Here is a 24440-nt window from a genome sequence, read left to right as displayed (position 1 = left end):
TATGTTTAGTTGGTTAGAAAAAAATCCATTCTTTTTTGCTGTAGCGGTATTTATTGTAATTGCGTATGCAGGCATTGTAGAGGTTTTACCTGATTTTGCTCAAAATGCAAGACCAATTGAAGGTAAAAAGCCTTATACGGTTTTACAACTTGCAGGACGCCATGCTTATATTAAAGAAAGTTGTAATGCGTGTCATTCGCAACTTATTCGCCCTTTTAAATCAGAAACAGATCGTTATGGTATGTATTCAGTTAGTGGTGAATATGCTTATGATAGACCATTTTTATGGGGTTCAAAAAGAACCGGACCTGATTTATTGCGTATAGGTAATTTTAGAACTACAGATTGGCATGAAAATCATATGTGGGATCCAGTTTCAGTCGTTCCTGGTTCTATTATGCCGGCTTATAAACATATGTTTAGCAATAATGCAAACATAGAAACAGCTTATGCAGAAGCGCTAACTGTAAAAAAAGTTTTCAATGTGCCTTATGATGTTGAAAATGGTACAAAACTTGGTACTTGGGAAGAGGCTCAAGCAGAAGTTAAAGCAGAAGCTCAAGCTATAGTAGATCAAATGAAAAATCAAGATGTTAAAGATGCGTTTGCTAGAGGCGAAATTAGAGAGATTGTAGCTTTAATCGCGTATCTTAATAGCTTAAAATAGGAAAAACTATGGATTTAGAACTAATAAGAGAGCTACAAGCTTATGGTTTTTTTGCTCTTGTAGTGTTTTTAGTGGTAGTTTTGTATTCTTATTGGTTTCATTTATATAGATCTGAAAAAACAGGTAGAAGAAACTATGAAAAATATGCTGATTTAGCATTGCATGATGAAATCAGCGATCGTGTTTTAGAGCAAAATAAAAGGAGTGCTTAATGCAATGGTTGAACTTACAAGATAATGTTAATTTATTATCTTTTATTGGAGCAATTCTTATCATCTTGATTACACTTGTTGTGGTAGGAAAATTATTTAAAAGTATGAAAGAAGAAAAAAGCCAAGGTGAGCTAAGCGAGCATAGTTGGGATGGTATAGGTGAGTTTAAAAATCCTATACCACTTGGTTGGGCTGTTGTATTTTTCTTAGCTATAGTATGGTGTATATGGTATTTTCTTTGGGGATATCCTTTAAATAGCTATTCTCAAATTGGTGAGTATAATAAAGAAGTACAAGCACATAATGAAAAATTTGCGCAGAAATTTGCAAATTTAAGTGCGCAAGATAAACAAGAAATGGGTAAAAATATTTTCTTGGTTCAATGTTCTTCTTGTCATGGAATTACTGGTGATGGTATCAATGGAAAAGCACAAAATCTTAACATTTGGGGTTCAGAAGAAGGACTTATAGAAGTAATTACTAAAGGTTCTAAGGGTATGAATTATCCTATGGGTGAAATGTTAAGTGCAGCAGACAATGGCATAGATGAAGCTGATATCCCTGCAATTGCAGCTTATGTTGCTTCTGAAATTTCAGTGATTAAAAAAACTGAAAATCCTCAGCTTGTAGCAAAAGGAAAAGAACTTTTTGTAACTTGTGCAGTATGTCATGGCGAAGATGGAAAAGGAACTATTGATGGTCAATTAGTGGCTCCAGATTTAACAAAATATGGTAGTGCTGAATTTGTGGTAGAAGTTTTAAATCGTGGTAAAGCAGGTAGTATAGGTGTAATGCCTCATTTTAATAATGGTTTATTAAACGAGCTTCAAAAAGAAGCAGTTGGCGAATATACAATTTCTCTTTCAAGGGGTGAATAATGGAAAATTCAAATAGATGTGTATTTTCACTTTCAGGTGTTAGTGGAATGTTAATAGCAACTGTTTTATTGTTATCAATTTTAGCTGGACTTACTATTTGGGGTTTAAAAGCACAACAAGATGTAATGCAAAAACCTTATAAATTAGAAAATGCAGAGCAAATTAAAATGTTTGACTCTAAAAGAGAAGAACATATCATCATAAAGGAATGATCATGGCAAAAGTTCTTGAATACTTAATCATAGCTGGCTTAGTTGTAGCAGCAGGAATTACTGCTTGGTCAGTTTTAACTGTAAATCATCTTTTTATAGGATGAAAAATACATTTAAAGGCGGTTTTTTAACCGCCATTTTTATTTGTTTTGCTAATTTTTTACATGCTGAAATATTGTTAAATGATAACATCTTAAACACTGCAATAGAGCAAAATATCACTTCAAGTTCTAAACAAATTCGTGAGTTAACTGGAGTAAATATCGCTTTGGCATTAAGCGATAAAAAAGACTTTGAAAGCTTAAAAAGCTATGAAGCTAATTTGAGCAAGCCATATATTTTACTTGTATTTTCTAAAGCTTCGCATAAGGTAGATATACTTGCAAGTGATGATGCTATGAAGTATTTTGATAAAGAAGGTGTCTTAAGTCCTTATCCTGAAAAAGGAACGATTTTACCTATACTTGCAAATCCTAAACAAAAAGACATTTATAACGCTGCTATTTTAAATGGTTATGCAGATATTGCTGATCAAGTGGCAAATCATTTTAATATAAAGCCTTTTTATGGAAATTCAAATCGTGATACTTTAAATATCATGAGAATTTTAATTTATGGATTTTTGTGTGTTGTGATTTTAATGCTAGTTCAAAGAAAAATCAAAAGGAGAAGATAAATGCAAAATCAAAAAACATTTTGGCCTTATGGTATTTTGATTTCTTTAGGGCTTATTGTTATAGCTTGTATTGTTACGATTTTTGTTGCAAGCAAGGCGCCTGTGTACGAAGATAATTTTTATTTTGATTCTTATCAAAATGTAGAGTTAAATTATAATGAAATTCAAAACAGACAAAAGATTTTTGATGAAAATTTTAAACTAAGCATTAAAGACAAAGAAAGCTTTATACATAAGAAAAATCAAGTTTATTATATCAATGAAGGGCAAAATGAACTTAGGATTGCAATTGAAAATTTAAAAGATTATGACTTAAATAAACTTCAAATTCAAACTTTACTTTCGCGTCCACATACAAATGTAAATGATGAGAATTTGCAAGCTAGATTAGAAGGAAGTGATTTGGTATTTGATTTTAATATCAAAGAAAAAGGTGTTTGGCAAATACTTTTAAAAATCACTCAAGATGAAAATAGTGTAGGATTTTTTAAATTCTTTTTACAAACTAAATAATGAAGCTTTTTGTATTTAGCTCACTAAGAGCTTTAAGAAAGTATTATGAGAAAAAACTACAGATTGATAGTTTAGTAGAACCAGCTATGAGTATAGCCGAATTTATGCAAAAATTAGTTTTTTCTCCACATTTTCAAGCAACTCATTATGAATGTTTGCTTTTGATGAAAAAGGCTTGCGAGCAAACTAAAAATTTAGAGCAAAGTTTAAAAATACCGAGTAATTTTTTTGCTTTCTTAAAAAACAATGCTTATTTATTTAGTTTCTTTAAAGAGCTTAGTTTAGAAAAAAAAGATATTAACTCATTAAAATTTCATGATGCTTATGCTCAGTATGAAGAGCATTTGCAAATTTTAGAAGAACTTTTTAAAAATTATCTTACTCTGTTAAATGAACAAAATTTATATGATGATATTTCTTTGCCGCTAGATTATGAAATTAATAGTGATTTTTTGAAAAATTATGATGAGATTATTTTTGATTTTCAAGGTTTTTTAAATGCTTTTGAAGTAGAGCTTTTGTTAAAAGTTAAGGAAATACTTCCTCTTAAAGTGCAGTTTAATTGTACTAAATTTAATAAAGATTTTTTAAATACTCTTGGCTTTTTACAAGGACTTTCTCTTAAGGAAAATTATGCTTATTTGTTTGATTTAAATCAAAAAACAATTTTAAAAGAAGAGTGCTTTTTTAAGGAAAGTAAAATTAGTTATAAAAGTTTTCACTTAAGATCTTTACAAGCTGCTTTTGTTTTTGAAAAAATTAATTCTTTTTTAAAATCCGGTATAAGTGCAAAAGATATTGTAGTGATTACTCCTGATGAGAATTTTGTAGATATTTTAAGACTTTATGATAAAAACAATGTTTTAAACTATGCAAGTGGAGAAAGTATTAAAAACACACTTTTTTATCATAGATTAAAGTCTTTGTATGAAAGTGCTAAAGATGATGAGTTTGAGTATGAAGAAAATGAAGAATTTTATGAAAGGTGTAATTTAAACAAACATTTGTGCAATTTGCATTTTTTCTCTTCTAACGTTGATTTTGCAGAGTTTAAAAAGCTTTTTGATGAAAATATTTCTTACGATTTTTTTGAGAATTTTATTTTTAATTTGCTAGAAGATAGTGATGAGGAGTTAAAAAATTATATACTTCAAGAGCTTATTTTTATCAAGGAACTTGTAAAAACACACAAGTTAAGCTTTATGCAAATTTTAGAATTATTTTTTATGCAAATTGATGGTATAAAATTAAGTAGTGTTGGTGGTGGTGAAGTTACTGTAATGGGACTTTTAGAAAGTAGGGGGCTTAGATATGATGGGGTAATTATAGTTGATTTTAATGATGAGTTTATCCCAAAAAGAGTTTCAAGCGAGTTATTTTTAAATAATGAAATTCGTAAAAAAGCAGGACTTATCACTCATGCTCAAAGAGAAAATTTACAAAGACATTATTATTATACTTTAATAGCCAAGGCAAAATTAGTTGGAATTTCTTATGTGGAAAATGAAGAAAAAATCAAATCAAGATTTTTAAATGAACTTGAACTTCCACTTTATGAAGATAAAACTTATAGCAATAATGCTTATGTGAAATATTTTCAAACTTATCCATGTGCTTTTAATCTTGAACCTATTGTAAGTATTAAAGCAAAACATGATTATTTTCAAAGTGATCTTTCTTTTTCAAGATTTCATCTTCTTGTACATTATGGTTTGGATTATTATTATAAGTATGTTTTAAAATTAAAAGAGCCAAAGACTTTAGATGATACACTTAGAGCAAATGAGTTGGGGAGTTTTATTCATAAGGCTTTAGAGCTTTATTATACACAAAAATCTAAAAATCATTTTGATTATGAAGTTTTTATGCAAGTGGTAAAAAACATTAAACAATACCGAGTTGATGCGCTAAATTTAGCTTTAATACAAACTATATTTAAAGAATTTCAAACACTTGAAAATGAGCATTTTAAGCAAGGTTATGTGGTAGAAAAATGTGAATTTAATCCACCAAGAAAAGAATTTATTGCAGAAAATGGAGTGAAAATTCACGCCATAGGCTTTTTAGATAGAGTAGATAATAATGGTAATGAAAGATTGATTATAGATTATAAAAGTGGCAAAGCAGATGAAAAGTCTTATCAACTTGCTTTTTATAAGTTTTTATTAGAAAATCAAAATACCTTATTAAACACAAAAGCTTGTTTTTATGATCTAAAAAATATCAAAATCATACATGAAAATGCTAAAAGCAAGAGCGTGCAAGAACTGAAAGATTTACTTAATGAGCTTGCTAAAGAACCTTTGGAAAAAGAATTTTTTAATCAAAAAAACGACAATACTTACAGCCCTTATACCATGCTTTATAAAAAGGAGTTTAAGCTTTGAGTTATCATTTTGAGCCTTTTTTAGCTTTAGAAGCTAGTGCAGGAAGTGGAAAAACTTTTGCATTAAGTGTGCGTTTTGTAGCTTTGGTTTTAATGGGAGCTAAGATTAATGAAATTTTAGCCCTTACTTTTACTAATAAAGCTACAAGTGAAATGAAAGAAAGAGTTTTTAAAACCTTTTTAGAATTTGATGTGCTTGAAAATGGAGAGAATAAAGCAGAGTGTAATGAGCTTATGAAAATGCTAGGTAAAAACAAAGATGAGCTTATAGCTTTAAGAGAAAAATATAAAGAGGAATTTTTAAGATCTAAGCTTAATATCTACACTTTTGACAGCTTTTTTTCGCAAATCATTCGTTCTTTTGCTTTAAATTTAGGTCTTATGAGCGATTTTGACATTATAGAAAGTCAAGATAGTTATAAAAATTTTATCGCTAAATTAGACGAAGAAGAATTAAGGGCTTTGGCTTATTATATTGTTCAGACAAAAAGCAAGAGTGACTTTTTGCAAAATCTTGAAAGCTTGTATGAAAGATCTTGTGAGATAAAATCTATACAAAATGCACATTTTCCAAATAAAACTTTTTTAGAAAAAAGCTTAAGTGAGTTTATAGCTTATGCAAGAAATTTAAGCACAGATAAAAACTATCAAAAAAATTTCGAATTTGAAAACATAGAAGATTTCTTTACTAAACCTATTATTTGTGATTTAGATAAAAAATATTTTGTAAAAGTCATCGATAGTGAATTTTTACAAAAAAGAGCAGAGTTTTTACAAAGCGCAAAAGAGTATTTTACTCAAATGGAAAATTATCGCATTAGTATGCTTGCAAAGCTTTTGAAGCATTTTAAAAAAGCAAGAAATGAAAATAATGCCAAGCAAAATGCATTGACTTTTTCAGATATAGCTTTAAAAACTTATGAATTAATTAGTGATGAAACTAACAAAGATTTGATTTATTTTAGACTTGATGGTTATATTTCGCATTTATTAATTGATGAATTTCAAGATACTAATGTTTTGCAGTATCAAATTTTAAAACCTATTATCGCTGAGCTTGTTTCAGGCGAGGGAGTGAAAAAAAACAGAAGCTTTTTTTATGTGGGGGATAAAAAGCAAAGCATATATGGTTTTAGAGGGGGTAAAAAAGAGCTTTTTGATAAGCTTTTAAAAGATTTTCCACAAATTAAATTAGAGCATTTAGATACTAATTATCGCAGTAAAAAGATTATTGTTGATTATATAAATGAAGTCTTTAAAGATAAATTTTTTGATAGCTTTTTAAATCCTAGCTTTACTTTGCAAAAAAGCGTTAAAGATGGTGGATATGTGGAAGTTTTACAAAATCATATCCCGCCAAAAAGTTCTTTACATGAAGCAAGTGGCAAAGAAGTTTTAAAAATCATCCAAAAGCTTTTAGAAAAAGGTATAAAGCTTAGTGAAATTTGCATTTTGGTGTGGATTAACAAAGACGCTACTTTAATGAAAGAATTTCTTGAAGAAAATGACATTAAAGCTTATACGCAAAGCAATGTGGCTTTGATGGATTGTATTAGCGTAAGAGTGCTTTTTGAGTATGCAAAGGCTTGTGTACTTAAAGATGAGTTTAGTTTGTACTTTGCAAGCAGTATTTTAGAAAAAGAGCTTGAGTTTATAACGCTTGATTTAAACCGCAGTGTAGGTGAGATTTTAAAATACTTAGTACATGTTTTAAAGCTTGATTTAAGCGATGTTAATCTCATCGCATATTTAGAGTATGCAAGTACTTTTGATAATTTTTTTGATTTTTTATTTGCTCCATGTGAGCTAAAGTCTTTGCAAGCTCAAGATGATGGAGTAAGTATTATGACCGTGCATAAGTCTAAGGGTCTTGAATTTGAAAATTTAATCGTACTTGATAGACTTAGTAAAAAAGCTCCGGATAATGAAACTTTAATGTTTGAGTATGATTTAGAGCAAGGTTGGGAAGTAAAATACAGGTATAGTGCTAGAAAATATCTTGAAGATCAAAATTATAATGCCTTTTTAGCTAAAAGAGAAAAACTTCAAGCAGAAGATGAGATAAATTGTCTATATGTAGCGCTTACTAGAGCTAAAAATTCTCTTTTTATCATAAAAAACGATGAGAGTTTTAAAACCTTTAAGAGTTATTTTCAAGACTACGAGGAAAAGCAAATAGGCATTATGGAAGAACAGCTTTCAAAAACAAAAGAGCCTTTAGAAAATTTAGAACAAATAGAAAACTTTGAAGAATTTCAAAAGGTAAATTTGCAGGAAGTTAAAGCAAAAAGTCATCTTTCAAGCACGCAAATACATTTTGGCTTGGCTTTACATGAGTTTTTGCAATATTTTGATTTTAACACTAAAAGTAATTTTGAATTTTGCAAGCAAATAGTGTATAAAAAATATCGTTTTTATTTAGATGATGAAGCTTTTAATGAGCTTTTTAAAAGACTTACTATGCTTTTAAAAGATGAGAGCTTTAACGCGCTTTTAGTGGGTAAAAAGCTACTAAAAGAGCAAATCATCACTTATAAAGGCGAACAAAAACAACTTGATATGCTTGCATTTGATGATAATGAAGCTATCATTATAGACTATAAAACAGGCTTAAATTTAAACGAACATAAAAAGCAAGTTTTACTTTACAAAGAAGCCATAGAAAAAATCTTAGCTAAGACTTTCACTAAGGCTTTTTTGGTATATGTTTTAAAGGATAAAGTGGAGATAGCGGAGGTTTAGAAAAAACACATAATCCTAATTATTAAATAGAATGTATTGCAAAATATTAAATATTTTTATTTATATAAAATAGATAAAAATTTTCATGAGGGTGTAAAATGTATAAAATAAATAAATTAGAAAATTCCATAACAAAATTAGCTGAAAAGACTTTTAAAGAATTAGAATTTACAGAAAGGAAACATTTACAAGAATGGATAGCTAAAAATCCTAGTTGTTTAGGCGAGGATTTGCTTATTATTCAAAAAAAATTTGATGATTTTGATGGTACAAAAGAAAGATTTGATTTATTGGCTTTGGATAAAGAAGGAAATTTAGTCATTATAGAAAATAAACTAGATGATAGTGGAAAAGATGTTACTTGGCAAGCTGTTAAATACGCTTCTTATTGTTCTACTTTTTCTAAAAGTGATATAGAAAGAATTTATATAGAATATATAAAAAATGAAAATTATAAAGAAAAATTATGTGATTTTTTTGGTATAGAAAATTATGATGATGTAAAAATAGAAAATCAACAACAGCGCATTATTTTGGTAGCAGCAAATTTTAGAAAAGAAGTAACTTCAGCAGTTTTATGGCTTATAAATCAAGGTTTATATATGCAATGTTTCAAAGTTACTCCATACGAATTCAATCAAGAATGTTTTCTAAATGTAGAACAAATTATACCTATAAAAGAAGCACAAGATTATATAATTAAAATGGCAAAGAAAGAACAAGAGCAAAATTTAATCAATAATTCTGAAAAACAAAGGCATATTATAAGATTAAATTTTTGGAATAAATTATTAAACAAAATTAAAGAAGAAAATTTTGAGTTATTTTCGAATATAAGCCCATCAAAAGATAATTGGATAGCGGCTAGAAGCGGTTTTGGTTTTTGTCAATATGGATTTATTTTTAATAAAGATTGTGTCAGAATAGAGCTTTATATAGATAGTAAAGATAAAGATAAAAATAAAATTATATTTGATAAGCTTAAAGAAAACGAAAAAGAAATAAACAATACCTTTGAAAATTTAATATGGGAAAGGCTTGATGAAAAAAGAGCTTGTAGGATTAAATTTGAAAAAGAATACGATAGCTACGATGAAACAAATTGGAATGAGATGATAGACTTTATGATAGAAAATATGAAAAAATTTGAAATTGTTATGAAACCTTATATACAGAAAATTAAATTATAGAATTATAAGTTAAATTATACAATTGATTTGTTATAAAAACTGATGGTTAAATAATTAGTATTATTAAGCTTTAAGTATTCTTAAATTAAGTATTAATTAAGCTAAAATAATTATAATCTCATTTTTAAAAAAAATTTTTGGCAAAGGTAAGATGATGACAAAGATAACAAAGCCAAACGAAGTAAAACGCGAATGGATCGTTTTAGACGCTGAAGGAAAGCGTTTTGGTCGTCTTTTAACAGAAGTAGCGACTATTTTAAGAGGTAAAAATAAACCTTGCTATACTCCAAATGTTGATTGTGGAGATTATGTAATCATTATCAATGCTTCTAAAGCAGTTTTCACAGGTGCAAATAAAGCAGAAGATAAACTATATCACAGACATTCAGGGTATTTTGGAAGCGTAAAAAGTGAAAAATTTGGTGATTTATTAGAAAAAAATCCAGTTAAATTATATAAATTAGCAGTTCGTGGTATGCTACCTAAAACAAACCTAGGTAGAGCTATGCTTAAAAAATTAAAAATTTATGCAGGTAGCGAACATCCTCATACTGCTCAAATTGCTAATAAAGGAAAATAATCATGGCAACAACATACGCAACAGGTAAAAGAAAAACCGCTGTAGCTAAAGTTTGGGTAAAAGCTGGTAGTGGTAAAATCATCGTTAATGGTATGGATTTAAACACTTGGCTTGGCGGACATGAAGCTATAAAATTAAAAGTAGTTCAGCCTTTATTAGTAACTAAACAAGAAACTTCTATGGACATTAAAGCAACAACTTTAGGCGGTGGCTACAGTGCTCAAGCTGAAGCTTTAAGACATGGTATTTCAAGAGCTTTAGCTGCTATGGATGCAGATTTTAGAGCATTATTAAAACCAAAAGGACTTCTTACTAGAGATAGTAGAACTGTTGAGCGTAAAAAATACGGTCGCAGAAAAGCAAGAAGAAGTCCACAATTCTCTAAACGTTAATTTTTTTTGGATCCATTTTTGGATCCACTCTCTCTTTTATTTTTAAAATCACATTTTTTCATATATTTTTGTTTTGTTTAAAATCAAAGGATTTTTTGTTTAGAATAAACTTTTATAATTTCAAAGTCCGATCAGGGAAACCTCCTTTTTGTAGTAAATTTAAGCCCCTTTCCCAAAAAGGGGCTTATTTTATTTTAATCTTCTTTTTATATAATATCCCATTTATTTTCATTATTTAAGGATAGTTTATGAAAAAAATTATAGGATTAGTTAGTTTAGCTAGTGTTTTGTTTGCTTTTGATGTTAGCAAAATAGAAATCACTCCAACTTTTAATTATACAACCCCAGAAGGAAATTTAGATCTTAAAAATTATGGTGGAGTGGGTTTAAGATTTGGTTATCATTATGATGGTTTATGGATAGATCAAGCTGAGCTTGGCTTAGAGTATTATGATAATGCAAAATATAATAATCCAAATGATAATACACATACAGATACTAGTGTTTCAAGATTTTATATAAATGCTATTAAAGGAATTGATTTAGCTAATCATGTATATTTATATGGTTTATTAGGAACGGGTTATGAGTATTTAAGCCATGGAGTTTATGAAAATAAAAGTGGTATGTTTGCTCAATATGGTGCGGGTTTTAAATTTGCACTTGGCGAAGACTTAGCTTTAAGACTTGAAGCAAGAAATCAAATTAAATTCAATAATGGTGAACATAATTTGATTTCTAGTGTTGGCTTGAGTTTTTATTTTGGCAATAAAGCTCCAAAAACTCCTCAAACCACAACTAAACAAATCGAAGAAAAACCGCAAGCAAAACAAATAGATAAATCATGTCCAGAACCAAGAAAGGGTGCTTTGCTTGATCATATAGGTTGTGAAAAAACAATAGCGCTCGAAGGGCATTTTGGTTTTGATCAGACTGATATAAATCCTGAGTTTGCGCAAAAAATTCAAGAAGTAGGTAAGGTTTTAGAGGAAAATCCTCAATATTATACTATTTTAGAAGGTCATACAGATAACATAGGCCCTAAAGCTTATAATCAAAAATTATCATTAGAGCGTGCTAAGGTAGTTGCAAAAGAACTTGAAAAAACAGGTGTTGCTAAAGAAAAAATTGCAACTAAAGGCTATGGTTTTGATAAGCCAAAAGCAAGCAATGATACTAAAGAAGGCCGTGCGCAAAATAGACGTGTGGAATCAAAATTTTTCATTAAAGAATAAGCTTTGTTGAAAAAGACGATTTTATTTGACTTAGATGGCACTTTGATAGACTCTACAAGTGCCATTTTAGATGGTTTTGATGTTGCTTTTAAAGCTTTTGGTGAGCCTTTAAGAGATCATGAAGCCATTAAAGCTTTAATAGGCTTTCCTTTAGATGTAGCTTTTGAAAAACTTGGAGTGCCAAAAGAAAAAACAAGTGAGTATATTAATGCTTATAGAAGTGTATATCAAAAAATCTATATAGAACAAACTTCTTTGCTTTCTTTGGCAAAAGAAAGTGTATGCGAGGCTAGTTTGTTTGCTGATTTAGCCGTTGTAACAACTAAAAGCTCTAAATTTTCCAAACCTTTGCTTGATCATTTGGGTATAGGAAAATACTTTAAAGTTATCATAGGTAGAGATGATGTAACTTACCCAAAACCAAATGCTGAACCTATTTTATTAGCTTTAGAAAAATTATCTAAAAGCAAAGAAAATGCATTTATGATCGGAGATACTCATTTAGATATTCAAGCAGCTTGTAATGCAGGTATTAAACCCATAGCAGTAAGTAGTGGTTATGAAAGCAGAGAAAGCTTAGCTAAATTTAAAATTCCACTTTTTGAAAACACCTATGAGGCTATAAAACATATAAAAAATATCCGATAACTTCACATTCAAGCTTTATATACCTAAATATAAAAATTTTTTATCATTGTTTAAGACAATTAAAGATAAAGTAGCTATTGATTTTAAGTAATTATTTTAATTATAAGGATAATTAAATGAGTAAAATAATGAAAACGATGGATGGTAACGAAGCGGCAGCTTATGCTGCCTATGCATTCACAGAGGTTGCTGGAATTTATCCTATTACCCCAAGCTCTCCTATGGCAGATTATACTGACATATGGGCTTCTCAGGGTAAAAAAAATCTTTTTGGAGTACCGGTTAAAGTCGTAGAAATGCAAAGTGAAGCAGGAGCAGCAGGGACAGTTCATGGTTCTTTACAAGCAGGTGCTTTAACTACTACTTATACAGCATCTCAAGGGCTTTTATTAAAAATACCAAATATGTATAAAATCGCAGGTCAGCTTTTACCTGGGGTTATCCATGTGGCAGCTAGGGCTTTAGCTTCTCAAGCATTATCTATTTTTGGAGATCATCAAGATGTTTATGCTGCAAGACAAACAGGCTTTGCTATGCTTTGCTCACACTCTGTGCAAGAAAGTATGGATTTAGCAGGTGTTGCGCACCTAGCAGCTATTAAAGGTAGAGTGCCTTTTATGCATTTTTTTGATGGTTTTAGAACAAGCCATGAAATCCAAAAAATTGAAGTAATGGATTATGCGCATTTTGATCGCTTATTGGATCGTAAGGCTTTATTGGAATTTAGAAATTCCTGTCTAAATCCAGAAAATCCAAAAACAAGAGGTACGGCTCAAAATGATGATATTTATTTTCAAACAAGAGAGTTGGCAAATAAATACTATGAAGCTATTCCTGATATTGTTAATGAATATATGCAAGAAATTTCAAAAATCACAGGAAGGGAATACAAGCCTTTTGTGTATTATGGGGATAAAAATGCAACACGCATTGTAGTAGCAATGGGTTCAGTAACCGAAGCTTTAAAAGAAGTTGTAGATCATCTAAACAGTAAAGGCGAAAAAGTAGGGGTTTTAAAAGTTCATTTATATAGACCGTTTAGTTTAAAATATTTATTTGATGTAATGCCTCAAAGTGTTGAAAAAATAGCTGTTTTAGATAGAACTAAAGAGCCAGGAAGTTTAGGTGAGCCACTTTATTTGGATTTAAAAAGTGCATATTATGGAAAAGAAAAAGCACCTTTAATCGTTGGTGGTAGATACGGGCTTTCTTCAAAAGATGTTGATCCTGCTCAGTTAATAGCAGTTTTTGAAAATCTAAATCAAGCAAATCCAAAAGATGGTTTTACTATAGGAATTAATGATGATGTAACCTTTACTTCATTGCCTGTGGGAGAAAAAATTTCTTTAGGCGATGAAAGTACTATAGAGTGCTTATTCTATGGACTTGGTGCTGATGGTACTGTAGGAGCAAATAAAAACTCTATTAAAATCATAGGGGATAAAACAGACTTTTATGCACAAGCTTATTTTGCATATGATTCTAAAAAATCAGGTGGTTATACAAGAAGCCATTTAAGATTTTCTAAAAAACCTATCACTTCAACTTATTTAGTTTCTACACCGCATTTTGTAGCGTGTTCAGTGGCTGCATATTTAGAAATTTATGATGTTTTAGCAGGTATTAGAAAAGGTGGAACTTTCCTTTTAAATAGTATTTGGAGTGCGCAAGAGACTATTAAAAAAATTCCAAATGCAGTAAAAAGAGTTTTGGCGCAAAAAGAAATTAATTTTTATATCATTAATGCTACAAAACTTGCTAGGGAAATAGGACTAGGTAGTAGAACAAATACAATTATGCAATCAGCGTTTTTCAAGCTTGCTAATATCATTCCTTTTGAAGATGCACAAAAATATATGAAAGAATTAGCTTATAAATCATATAGCAAAAAAGGTGATGCTATAGTTGAGATGAATTATAAAGCTATTGATGTAGGTGCAGATGGACTTGTAAAAGTTGATATTGATCCTTCTTGGGCAAATTTAGCCGATGAAGCAAAAGAAGAAACTATAGCTTATAAAGGCACTGAGTTTGTTGAAAAAATCGCAAAACCTATGAATGCGGCTAAGGGTGATGATTTACCAGTTTCGGCATTTTTGGGCTATGAAGATGGTAGTTTTGAGCATGGTACAACTGAGTATGAAAAAAGAGGCGTTGGTGTTATGGTGCCAAGATGGATAGAAACTAATTGTATTCAGTGTAATCAATGTGCTTCAGTATGTCCACATGCAGTTATTAGACCATTTTTAATAGATGAAAAAGAATTAGAAAAAGCTCCAGCAGGTGTAAAAGAACATAGCTTAAACGCAAAAGGCGTAAAAGAGCAAAAATTAAATTTCAAAATTCAAGTTTCACCACTTGATTGTACAGGTTGTGAGCTTTGTGTGCATGAGTGTCCTACTAAAGAAAAATCTTTAGTAATGGTGCCACTAGGTGAAGAGCTTGATCATGGTGAGCAGGAAAATGCAGATTATTTATTCAAAAAAGTAAGCTATAAAGATAATATCTTAAATAGAGAAAATGCAAAAGGTATTCAATTTGCACAACCTTTATTTGAATTCCATGGTGCATGTCCAGGGTGCGGGGAAACTCCTTATATCACTTTAATTACTAGATTATTTGGTGAAAGAATGATTATTGCTAATGCAACGGGTTGTAGTTCTATTTATGGTGGTTCAGCTCCTTCAACTCCATATAGAAAAAGTAATAAAAATGGTCATGGGCCTGCTTGGGGTAATTCTTTATTTGAAGATAATGCTGAATTTGGTCTTGGTATGAAAATAGCAACTGAAACAACAAGACATAAAATAGAGCAAATCATGAGTGAAAGTATGCAAGAAGTTCCTAATGCACTTTCTGCATTATATAAAGAATGGATTGCAAATAAAGAAGATTCTAAAGCTTCTTTAGAACTAAGAGATAAATTAGTTCCATTATTAGAAGAAAATAAACAGATTAAAACTGTAAATGATATTTTGGAGCTTAAAAGCTATTTGAGTAAAAAATCACATTGGATTTTTGGTGGTGATGGTTGGGCTTATGATATAGGTTATGGTGGGCTTGATCATGTTTTAGCAAGTGGTGAAAATGTTAACATTTTAGTGCTTGATACTGAAGTTTATTCAAATACAGGTGGTCAAAGTTCAAAATCTTCAAGAACAGGTTCAGTAGCGCAGTTTGCTGCAGCAGGTAAGCCAGTACAGAAAAAAGATCTAGGTCAAATTGCTATGACTTATGGTTATATTTTTGTAGCTCAAGTAAATTCTAATGCAAATTATGCGCAATTGTTAAAAGCAATAATAGCAGCAGAAGCTTATGATGGGCCTTCTTTGATTATCGCTTATTCTCCTTGTATAGCTCATGGTATTAAAGGTGGACTTGGAAATTCAGGAAATCAAGCAGAACTTGCTACAAAATGTGGATATTGGCCAACTTATATTTATGATCCGCGTTTAGAAGCTGAAGGTAAAAATCCTTTAACAATTTCTTCTAAAGAGCCTGATTGGGATTTATATGAAAGCTTTTTAATGAATGAAGTACGTTATAGTTCACTTAAAAAATCAAATCCTGAGCAAGCAAAAGAATTGTTTGAAAAAAATAAAGCAGAAGCACAACGCCGTTATAGACAACTTAAACGCTTAGCAAGTGCTGACTTTAGTAATGAAAACTAAAATTTGCTTCGATTTTTACTTGTGAGTTTATGGGTACTTAGTGCTTTTGGCGCTAAGTACCCATTTTTGAATCAAAGCTGTAATAATGTTGATTTTTCTTTGATTCAAGATCCTTTTTTTCAAAAAACTACAAATATAAAATCTGATTTTTCTTTGCAAGCTATTGTTTCCAATAAAGTTAAGATTAATGATAAATGGTATGCTTTGAATGATGATATTGAAGGTTTTAAGATTGTCGAGATTAAAAATTCTCAAGTTATATTGATAAAGGAAGAAAAAATCATGGTTTTAAAATTGTATGAAAAAAATAATATTTTTATTTATTAGTATTTTAACTTTTACAAATGTTTTTGCCTCACAGTGTCATCAGCGCTTTTTTGATATAAGTGTAGAAAATAAAACTTCTTTGATCGAAATTTTAAATGAACTTGGTAGAGAATGTGGTTTTAGTATTATAATAAAAGATTCATTAGCTAGAGAAAAGTTAAATTATACTCAAAATTATTTACACATAAGAAAGATGTCTTTAAGAGAAATTTTTAAACTTTTATTGATGGAGAATAATCTTGCTTATGAGTATGAAAAAAATATTTTAAAAATTTATGGAAGACAAGTTAAAACTTTTAAAGTGCACTATATAAGCTCTATTAGAGAAGGGCAAAGTATTACTAAAGCTTCAGTAGATTCAAGACCTAAACAAGGTGATTATGATAGTACTAAAGAAGCAGATAATCTAGTTATTAGCACAGATAAATTTGATTTTTGGGAAAAAATTTCAGAAGAAATACAAGCTTTATTAGATGAAAATACAACTAAGCCTATTATTAATACTAATGCAGGGATTATCACTTTAAATGCTACTTTATATGAGCTTACAAGAGTTGAAAAATATTTAAAAGATTTAAATAAAAGACTTAAAAAGCAAGTTTTAATTGATGTAAGTATAGTTGCCGTACATTTAAATAAAAGTCATTCAAGTGGGATTAACTGGCAAGAGCTTGCTTTTAAACTTAATGGAGATGATAATGATTTTATAATCAATAAAGGCGGTGTTAGAAATATCAATCTTAAAGCCAATGTTGAAACTAAAGCTATTTTAAATTTATTACAAGAAAATGGCAAAACCACTGTGCTTTCAAATCCCAAGCTCATGGCACTTAATAATCAACAAGCTATTATTTCCATAGGTGATACGATTAATTATCAAGTAAAAGAAAGCTCTAAGGGTACTGAAAATGGTACGACCATTAGTGAGACTTATAATAATTATTCTATTTTTGTAGGAATTTTACTAAATATTTTGCCTGAAATTTCAGATGATCACAAAATCATGCTTAGAATTAATCCTAGTTTGAGTGATTTTAAATATAGTGTTGATAACCATAGACAAAATAAACCAAGAAATATAGCGCCAGATACCATACAAAAAAAGCTTTCTACTGTAGTTGAAGTTGATGATGGGCAAACTTTAATTTTGGGTGGATTGATTAGTAAAAATACGATTAGTAATCATAATGAAGTAAGTGCTTTATCTAAAATACCGCTTTTTGGAGTATTATTTCAAGGAAAGCAAAATTTAGAAGATATTAGCGAAATAGTTTTTATTATCAAGCCAAGTCTAATAAGAGCTGATAAAAAAGTATTAAGTTTAAAAGAATTAGGTTTTGAACATGAAGATGATATGTTTTAATTTTTTAATTTGTTTGTCTTTTTTAAATGCAATAAATATTCAAAATGAAAGTTTTGAGCAAAATGTATTCTATGAAAAATTTATTAATCACCCAAGTTATGAAAATGCTTTAAATTTAGCTAAGTATTTCTATCAGATCAAAGATTATCAAAAGGCTATCTTTTGGGCTGTTGAGGCAAATGAATTTGAGTTGTTAGAAAAAGAAGCATGGCTGGTTTTTATTAATGCTAAATTAAAACTTGGAAAACATGAAGATGCTTTAAGAGCTAAAGAAGAGTATGAAAAACTTTTAGGAAGTTATTTTGAATGACACAAAAGCAATAAAAACTTTAGATAAATTTACTTTACAAGAATTGGCTTTAGAGTATAAATTAGAAATTTTAGATTTAGATCAATCTCTTAAAATAGAAAAGTATCTTCATGTTTTACCTTTTTCTTTAATAGAGCAATATAACATTTTTTGTTTTTATGAAGATGATGAAAATATTCATATAGCTTCTTCTAAACCTTTAGATGAGAATATTTTAGAAAAAATACAAAATTTATACCGCCTAAAGATGATTAAAATTTTTCTTTGTGACTTTACACAATTTAAATTCTTGTTAGAAAGAATTAAATTTTTAATTTGTTTTCAAAACTATCTTGATAAATTAGAGCTTAATTTGACAAGTGATGAAAATAAAGATGAGTTTTTATTAGAGCAGTTTTTGAATTTAATTTTAACTTATGCTTGTTTTTTAAGAGCAAGTGATATTCATTTGGAGCCTTTGGAAAATGAAGTTTTGATAAGATTTAGAATAGATGGAGAATTAAAATATATCCATAGTCTTGATGCAGGTTCTTATCAGGCTTTATTAATGCATATAAAAATCATTGCCTTGCTTAATGTAGCTGAGCAAAGACAAGCTCAAGATGGGAGTTTTTCTAAGATTATTTTAGAGCAAAAATATGATTTTAGAGTTTCAATCATGCCTTTGTTGTTTGGACAAAGTGCAGTGCTTAGGATTTTGAAACAAGATGAGCATGTTTTAAAACTTGATAGACTTTTTATTAAAGAAGAAAATTTAAATTCGTTAAAAACATATATGAATGCACCCTATGGTTTGATTTTATTTTGTGGACCAACAGGAAGTGGTAAAAGCACTTTTATGCATGCTATTTTAAGCGAGATTGATCAAAATAAAAAAATTATTACTCTGGAAGATCCTATAGAATACAAACTTAAACATGCTCAACAAATTTTGTTAAATTCTAAAACCGGCTTTGATTTTCATAAAGCTTTAAGAGCGGTTTTAAGGCAAGATCCTGATGTGATTATGGTAGGTGAAATTAGAGATGATGAGAGTTTGGATATAGTTTTAAAAGCTTCTTTAAGTGGACATTTAGTTTTGAGTACCTTGCATACTAATGGTGCTATAGAAGCTATTTTTAGAATGAAGCACATGGGTGCAAAAGAATATTTAATAGCTTATGCGTTTAATTTGATCATAGCCCAACGCTTGGTAAGAAAGCTATGCGAATGTAAAGAAGCTAGTGATGAAAAATTTCATTTTCAAAATCAAGTTTTTGAAGGAAAACTTTATAAAGCAAAAGGTTGCTCTAAGTGTATGTATAGTGGATATAAAGGGCGTTTAATGGTGGCTGAGTTTTTATTTTTAGATCGCAATTTAAAAAGTATGATAGAAAATAATGCAAATTATGAAAATATTTTAACTTATGCTTTAAAAAAAGGTTTTTTAACTTTAGGCATGGATGCTTTGGAAAAAGTTAAGCTTGGTTTAACAAGTATAGATGAGTTAAGAAAGATTAGTTTTTGAAAAAATTTATAATTTTTTACATTTTAAATCAAGAACAAAAACAATGTATAATTAAAGCTAAAAATTTATATGAAGCTAGAAATCTTGCGCAAAAATCATTTGAAAATATTATTAGTGTTGAAGAGTATTTTGGAGTAATAAAACATAAAATTAAAGAAGAAGAGCTTATTTTTATCCTTAAAGATTTATATATGGTTTTAAAAGCGGGATTAAGCTTGCAAGAGGCTATTTTAGAGTTTGCAAGATCAAATTATGATATGCGTATAACCAAGATATTTAGTGTAATTTATAATAAACTCAAAAATGGAAGTTCTTATAATGAAGTTTTTAGGGATATTTTAAATTCTAGAGAATGCGCTATTTTAAAAATTTGCGATGGTAAGGAGGATTTATATAAGGCTTTTGAGATTATCATTAATCTAAAAGAAAAAAACCTTCATAGTTTTAAGCAGTTTAAAAAGGCTATAACTTATCCGCTTTTCGTTTTTATATGTATTATTTTAGCTTTTTTTGTGCTGATGATTTTGGTTTTGCCTGAATTTAAAACTTTATTTTTGCAGCTTGAATTAGATTTGCCAAAAATTACTCAAATTCTTTTTATTGTAGGAGATTTTTTTAAACATTTTTATGTATTTATTTTATTGAGCGCAGGAATTTTTATAATACTTTTATATTCTTTTAGAAAATCTTTGTTTTTTCATAAAATTCTTTTTCATTTTCCTGTTTTTGGAAAAATAATATTTTATCAAGATAAATTTTGTTTTTTCTTGATTTTTTCGTATTTATTAAAAGCAGGGGTGGATATAAAAAGAGCTTTTGAGCTTGCTTGTGAAGGTATAGAAAATCAATTCTTTAAAAATAAAATGCTTATTGTAAAGACTTCATTTGAATCAGGACTTGATTTAGCTCAAGCTTTTTTCGAAATAAAGCTTTTTGATCCTTTTGTGATAAGAATGTTAAATTTAGCTTTAAAAAGCGCTAGGTTAGATGAAAGTACTTATGAGCTTGCTTTATTTTATGAATATAAAAAAGAAAATTACACCCAAAGACTTTTGGTTATTTTAGAACCTTTAATGACAATTTTTATGGCGAGTTTGATTTTAGTTTTAGCCTTGGGTGTGTTTTTACCTATGTGGCAAATTAGTCAAGGAATTTAAGCAAGATAATCATAAGCAACCTTAGCTATAGTTAAAGCAACCATAGTTAAAAAGAGTTTTTTGATAAAAGTTCCTTGTGTTTTTAAGACTAGTTTTGAGCCTATAAAAGCCCCTAAAATTTGGCCTATACCCATTAAAATACCAACTTTCCAAAGTACCTCATAAGAGTATAAAAATACTCCTAAGGCTACTATATTGCTAGTGAAATTTAATATTTTGGTATTAATGCTTGCATTTTTCATACTAAAACCAAGAAATATCACGCAAGTAAAAATCCAAAAAGACCCTGTTCCAGGTCCTAAAAAGCCATCGTAAAAGCCAAGTAATAAACCAAAAGTGATTTGAAAACTTGTGGTGCTCATTTTAGCTTTATTATATACATGGCCTAAATCAGGTTTGAAAATAGTATATAAAAAGATCAAAATAAGACAAATTAATACAATGATTTTGACAGCATTTTGATCTATTAATAAAACCGCATAAGTTCCAATGGCTGCACCAATAGCAGTAAATACAATTCCTAAAGCTATCTTCTCTATATGCATAGATTTTCTATAAGCTAAAACTGCGGTGAGTGAGCCAAAAGTGCTTTGGAGTTTATTAGTAGCTAGGGCTAAATGAGGAGGAATTCCACAAGCAAATAAAGCAGGTATGGTAATAAGTCCACCACCACCTACAATCGCATCAACACAACCTGCAAAAGCTGCAACAAAAAATAAAATCACATAATAAGTTAATTCAAGCTCCATAAGCTTTCCTTGTTTTGTCCGATTCTATAAAGAGCAAAATCATATTTTATAGGATCAATAGGATCGAATTTTTTAAGACTTTGCGTAAGTTCTAAAACACTTTTAAAATCATAAATCTTACGCTTTAAAAGCTTAAGTTTTAATGAAACTTTATGAGTGTGGGTATCTAGGGGTATGAGTAAGTCTTTTTTGTCTATATTTTTAAACAAACCTAAATCTAACTCATCTTTTCTCACCATCCACCTAAGATACATATTGTATCTTTTTAAAGGACTTTTTGGAATGCGAAATTCTTTCGAAAAGAAAAACTCATAACCATAACTTTTATAAGGATTAAGTTTATAAATTGTTTCTATGAAAGTTTTTATTGCATGTGTGATATCTTGATCTTTTTGATAAGCCTTGGTAAAAATATTTTCTATGCTATCTTCATTTTTTAAGCGTTTGAGTGTGATGAAAATTTGAGCTATATCTTGAGAGTTTTGAAAGCGGTATTTTAGATTTTTACATTCTTTTTTAATAACTTCATCATTTCTTTCAAGCAAGGAAAAATCAAGTTTATTTAAAAAACTTACAATATTTTTAGCATTTCCATAAGCAAATAAAGCACAAAGCAAGGCTATATTTTCATCTTTATAAACACTTGCAATTTGCAAAGGATCAGGATGAGAAAAAAGCTCTTTTTGAGTGTTTTTGTTTAAAATTGCTTCATCTAAAAGAGCTTTAATTTGCATTAAGATTTTAAACCAAGCAAGGTTTCAAGCATTTGATCAACGGTGGTTACGATTTTAGCTGCAGCGCCATAACTTGCTTGATATTGTATGAGTGCTGCTAATTCTTCATTAGTATTTACACCACTTTTTGATTGATATTCTGCATAAGCTGTATTAAATACTGTCATATTAGTTGCATGTGCAAAGCTATTACTTTCAGCATCTGAAGCAATTTGACCTGTAAATTTTCTATAATATCCATCTAAAGTCATAGTATCTACTGTACCATCTTTATTATAAAAATTTACTTTTTGATTTTGAAGTTGTAACATAGCATTTGCTACATCATTATTCCCATCAACTCCATTTGAGCTTGCTTTTAGGCTATTTGGGTCATTTCTAATGCTTGAATTTACATTGATATTGCTTGCATCTTGACCATTAAAAAATGAAGATACATTTAAAGCGCCTGGGAAATTTGTGCCATTGTCTTTAAAAGCTATTTTATAGCCTTTTTTTAAGCCATTGATTTGGAAATTTCCACTATCACTTTTTCCGTCATAATGATAAAAGGCTTGAAAATAATCATTTAAATCATTACCGCTAACACCATCTTTATTATCATCTATATCTGCATTGATTTGTTTGACAACATCTTCTATAGTAGTATTAACATCAATTTTTATAGTTCTTGTGGCTACTGCATTACCTTCTTCATCATAAATTGTAATGTCAAAACTTCCTGCTTGAATGTTTTTGTCATAACTCATTAAAGAAGTATCAGGTTTTAAACCTTTTAAATCATCTGAATTGACTCTATCTGTAGCTGCTTGAGCATAGACATTATTAGTTTGAGTTATAAGTGTTTTTGTAAAGGTATTGAGCATATCTTTATACTCTTGTAATTTTCCATCGCTATAAGTATCGTGATTGCCATCATAATTTCTACCTCTAAGATCAAGTTGAGCTCCAAGCTGTCCGCCTGAAATTTTGCTTGTTAAATCATAGCGGTTTTCATCATTTACTTCATAATAAATTTGATAAAAACCATTAGGGTTGTTATTGTCTAGTTTTAAAGGGTGAAAGCTAGAGCCATTGACTATACTAAAGCCTTGAATGCTTAAATCATAGTATCTTCCAGAATCAGTCATGGTAGATTCTAAAGTGCTATCCTGAGAGCTTTTTCCTTTCCAAGCTACTGCATTGACTAATTTTGAAAGTCTAAGTTCAAGCTCATCTCTTTTATCTCTTAATTGATTTGCATTATCGGTAGGTAAAACTTCTTCATTTTCAAGTTGTTTGTTAATATTTGCAATTTCTTGACCAATGTTATTAATTTCATCCACAGTTTGTTGAATTTGCTCATTGACAGTTTGTTGCATTTTATTAAGATCTTGTAAGGTTTTTTGTATGTTTTGAGTTAATGTATTTGCGCTATTAACAAGATCTATTTTACTTGCTCCATCACTTGGATTAGAAGCAAAATTATTCCACGCATCATAGTAGTTTTTATAATCTTGTAAAATACCAGTTCCTTGCATATCAGGAAATCTTTGGCTTGCTTCTTGTAAAATTTGTCCTAAGTAATTTGTATAGTTTTGCTGGGTGGTAGCGTTTTTTAACTCATAATAAGAATGCTCATCATGTAATCTTTTAATAGTATCAATTTGTGTACCTGTTCCTAGGTGTAAGCCACCTCTATCAAGAGACATGCCCGAACTTTGCACAGCTCTTTGTCTAGTATAAAACACCGCATTTGCATTAGAGATATTATTACCTGTTGTGTTAATTTGAAGTTCAGCAGCTCTAATACCGCTAACCCCTGTATATAAGCTATCAAAAATTCCCATGACTTAACCTTTAAACATTGATCTTAAATAATGAATCTGGAATTGTCTTATTATCTCCATAAGCATTATTTGTTCCATTTTGTTCAAACATTGTATTTAAAAGATTGTCGTAAAAATTTTTAATAATAAGAGCTAATTTAGCGTATTCTTTATTTTTTTGATGTAAGGTGTTTAAATTTTGCTTTAAAAGTGCAAGTTTTTCTTTATCTTCATCGTCTAAAAGCTCATCTAAGCCTTTATTATTTCCTTGATTGCTAAGTTCTATTAAAGCCTTATCAAGATTTTTTTTAGCAATTTGAAAGTCATTTACAAGTTTAGTTTTTTCCTCTACGCTTTTGCTTACATGTTGGTGATTAGCAGCTTGAATTTGGGTTATATCTTCTAAAGTAAGATTGATGAGTTTTTCTAAAATAGAATTTGTTTCGTCTAAGTGTTGTTTAACCATTTTTTATCCTTTCTTAG

Annotated in this window: 24 protein-coding genes; 20 read left to right on the top strand and 4 right to left on the bottom strand. The window is 29.3% G+C overall.

The window, feature by feature from the left end:
• The first annotated feature begins 1 nt into the window (after position 1).
• The 20 genes from ccoO to CAMP5053_RS04170 all read left to right on the top strand — a co-directional run bounded on the left by ccoO (position 2) and on the right by CAMP5053_RS04170 (position 20666).
• Positions 2-667, top strand: coding sequence for a cytochrome-c oxidase, cbb3-type subunit II (gene ccoO / locus CAMP5053_RS04265; protein WP_087700416.1), 666 nt, complete (start codon positions 2-4; stop codon positions 665-667).
• An 8-nt stretch (positions 668-675) separates the two neighbouring features.
• Complete coding sequence (locus CAMP5053_RS04260) at positions 676-879, top strand: cytochrome c oxidase, cbb3-type, CcoQ subunit (RefSeq protein WP_039617636.1); 204 nt, start codon at positions 676-678, stop codon at positions 877-879.
• On the top strand, positions 879-1757 hold the full coding sequence (gene ccoP, locus CAMP5053_RS04255; RefSeq protein WP_087700420.1) for a cytochrome-c oxidase, cbb3-type subunit III: 879 nt from the start codon (positions 879-881) through the stop codon (positions 1755-1757). Before CAMP5053_RS04260 ends, ccoP begins: the two co-directional genes overlap by 1 nt.
• Positions 1757-1969, top strand: coding sequence for a DUF4006 family protein (locus tag CAMP5053_RS04250; RefSeq protein ID WP_087700422.1), 213 nt, complete (start codon positions 1757-1759; stop codon positions 1967-1969). The genes ccoP and CAMP5053_RS04250 overlap by 1 nt, the downstream gene beginning before the upstream one ends.
• A 2-nt stretch (positions 1970-1971) precedes the next feature.
• Positions 1972-2073: a hypothetical protein gene (locus CAMP5053_RS04245; RefSeq protein ID WP_087685197.1), complete on the top strand. Its 102-nt coding sequence runs from the start codon at positions 1972-1974 to the stop codon at positions 2071-2073.
• Between the two features lie 71 nt (positions 2074-2144).
• Positions 2145-2645 carry a hypothetical protein gene (locus tag CAMP5053_RS04240; RefSeq protein WP_250322411.1) on the top strand — a complete coding sequence of 167 codons (501 nt, stop codon included), beginning with the start codon at positions 2145-2147 and terminating at the stop codon, positions 2643-2645.
• A complete protein-coding gene (locus CAMP5053_RS04235; RefSeq protein ID WP_214125900.1) occupies positions 2646-3158 on the top strand; it encodes a FixH family protein in 513 nt (170 codons plus the stop codon).
• Positions 3158-5545, top strand: coding sequence for a PD-(D/E)XK nuclease family protein (locus CAMP5053_RS04230; RefSeq protein WP_337217342.1), 2388 nt, complete (start codon positions 3158-3160; stop codon positions 5543-5545). The genes CAMP5053_RS04235 and CAMP5053_RS04230 overlap by 1 nt, the downstream gene beginning before the upstream one ends.
• Entirely contained in the window at positions 5542-8286 is a 2745-nt protein-coding gene (locus CAMP5053_RS04225) for a RecB-like helicase (protein ID WP_337217341.1), read from the top strand. The genes CAMP5053_RS04230 and CAMP5053_RS04225 overlap by 4 nt, the downstream gene beginning before the upstream one ends.
• Before the next feature lie 98 nt (positions 8287-8384).
• Positions 8385-9476: a DUF4268 domain-containing protein gene (locus CAMP5053_RS04220; protein ID WP_337217340.1), complete on the top strand. Its 1092-nt coding sequence runs from the start codon at positions 8385-8387 to the stop codon at positions 9474-9476.
• A gap of 154 nt (positions 9477-9630) precedes the next feature.
• A complete protein-coding gene (rplM, locus tag CAMP5053_RS04215) occupies positions 9631-10056 on the top strand; it encodes a 50S ribosomal protein L13 (RefSeq protein ID WP_039617653.1) in 426 nt (141 codons plus the stop codon).
• A gap of 2 nt (positions 10057-10058) precedes the next feature.
• Entirely contained in the window at positions 10059-10448 is a 390-nt protein-coding gene (gene rpsI, locus CAMP5053_RS04210) for a 30S ribosomal protein S9 (protein WP_039617655.1), read from the top strand.
• A 248-nt stretch (positions 10449-10696) separates the two neighbouring features.
• Positions 10697-11683 carry an OmpA family protein gene (locus tag CAMP5053_RS04205; protein WP_337217339.1) on the top strand — a complete coding sequence of 329 codons (987 nt, stop codon included), beginning with the start codon at positions 10697-10699 and terminating at the stop codon, positions 11681-11683.
• A 6-nt stretch (positions 11684-11689) separates the two neighbouring features.
• Positions 11690-12331 (top strand): HAD family hydrolase, encoded by a 642-nt coding sequence (locus CAMP5053_RS04200; RefSeq protein ID WP_337217338.1) that lies wholly within the window; start codon positions 11690-11692, stop codon positions 12329-12331.
• Positions 12332-12447: 116 nt separating this feature from the next.
• Positions 12448-16002, top strand: coding sequence for a pyruvate:ferredoxin (flavodoxin) oxidoreductase (nifJ, locus tag CAMP5053_RS04195; protein ID WP_337217337.1), 3555 nt, complete (start codon positions 12448-12450; stop codon positions 16000-16002).
• Between the two features lie 3 nt (positions 16003-16005).
• Positions 16006-16329, top strand: a complete 324-nt coding sequence (locus tag CAMP5053_RS04190) for a hypothetical protein (RefSeq protein WP_337217336.1) — start codon at positions 16006-16008, stop codon at positions 16327-16329.
• The gene (gene mshL, locus CAMP5053_RS04185) at positions 16301-17692 is read left to right on the top strand and encodes a pilus (MSHA type) biogenesis protein MshL (RefSeq protein ID WP_337217335.1); all 1392 of its coding nucleotides are present in this window, start codon (positions 16301-16303) and stop codon (positions 17690-17692) included. The genes CAMP5053_RS04190 and mshL overlap by 29 nt, the downstream gene beginning before the upstream one ends.
• Positions 17673-18002, top strand: a complete 330-nt coding sequence (locus CAMP5053_RS04180; RefSeq protein WP_087700443.1) for a hypothetical protein — start codon at positions 17673-17675, stop codon at positions 18000-18002. The genes mshL and CAMP5053_RS04180 overlap by 20 nt, the downstream gene beginning before the upstream one ends.
• On the top strand, positions 17995-19509 hold the full coding sequence (locus CAMP5053_RS04175) for a GspE/PulE family protein (RefSeq protein WP_214099929.1): 1515 nt from the start codon (positions 17995-17997) through the stop codon (positions 19507-19509). The genes CAMP5053_RS04180 and CAMP5053_RS04175 overlap by 8 nt, the downstream gene beginning before the upstream one ends.
• Complete coding sequence (locus tag CAMP5053_RS04170; RefSeq protein ID WP_337217334.1) at positions 19506-20666, top strand: type II secretion system F family protein; 1161 nt, start codon at positions 19506-19508, stop codon at positions 20664-20666. The genes CAMP5053_RS04175 and CAMP5053_RS04170 overlap by 4 nt, the downstream gene beginning before the upstream one ends.
• Here CAMP5053_RS04170 and CAMP5053_RS04165 read toward each other — a convergent pair.
• From CAMP5053_RS04165 to flgN, 4 genes are read right to left on the bottom strand one after another with little or no spacing between them, the layout of a single operon-like run.
• Entirely contained in the window at positions 20663-21415 is a 753-nt protein-coding gene (locus CAMP5053_RS04165; RefSeq protein WP_337217333.1) for a TSUP family transporter, read from the bottom strand. The genes CAMP5053_RS04170 and CAMP5053_RS04165 overlap by 4 nt on opposite strands.
• A complete protein-coding gene (locus CAMP5053_RS04160) occupies positions 21400-22149 on the bottom strand; it encodes a TIGR02757 family protein (protein WP_263667048.1) in 750 nt (249 codons plus the stop codon). Before CAMP5053_RS04160 ends, CAMP5053_RS04165 begins: the two co-directional genes overlap by 16 nt.
• Positions 22149-23978: a flagellar hook-associated protein FlgK gene (flgK, locus tag CAMP5053_RS04155; protein ID WP_261529487.1), complete on the bottom strand. Its 1830-nt coding sequence runs from the start codon at positions 23976-23978 to the stop codon at positions 22149-22151. Before flgK ends, CAMP5053_RS04160 begins: the two co-directional genes overlap by 1 nt.
• Positions 23979-23988: 10 nt before the next feature.
• Positions 23989-24423 (bottom strand): flagellar export chaperone FlgN, encoded by a 435-nt coding sequence (gene flgN, locus CAMP5053_RS04150; protein WP_214125879.1) that lies wholly within the window; start codon positions 24421-24423, stop codon positions 23989-23991.
• Positions 24424-24440: the final 17 nt, after the last annotated feature.

It is taken from the genome of Campylobacter sp. S4:11 (assembly GCF_024723695.1).
Lineage (GTDB): Bacteria > Campylobacterota > Campylobacteria > Campylobacterales > Campylobacteraceae > Campylobacter_D > Campylobacter_D jejuni_C.
This window is presented reverse-complemented; position numbering and strand designations above follow the sequence as displayed.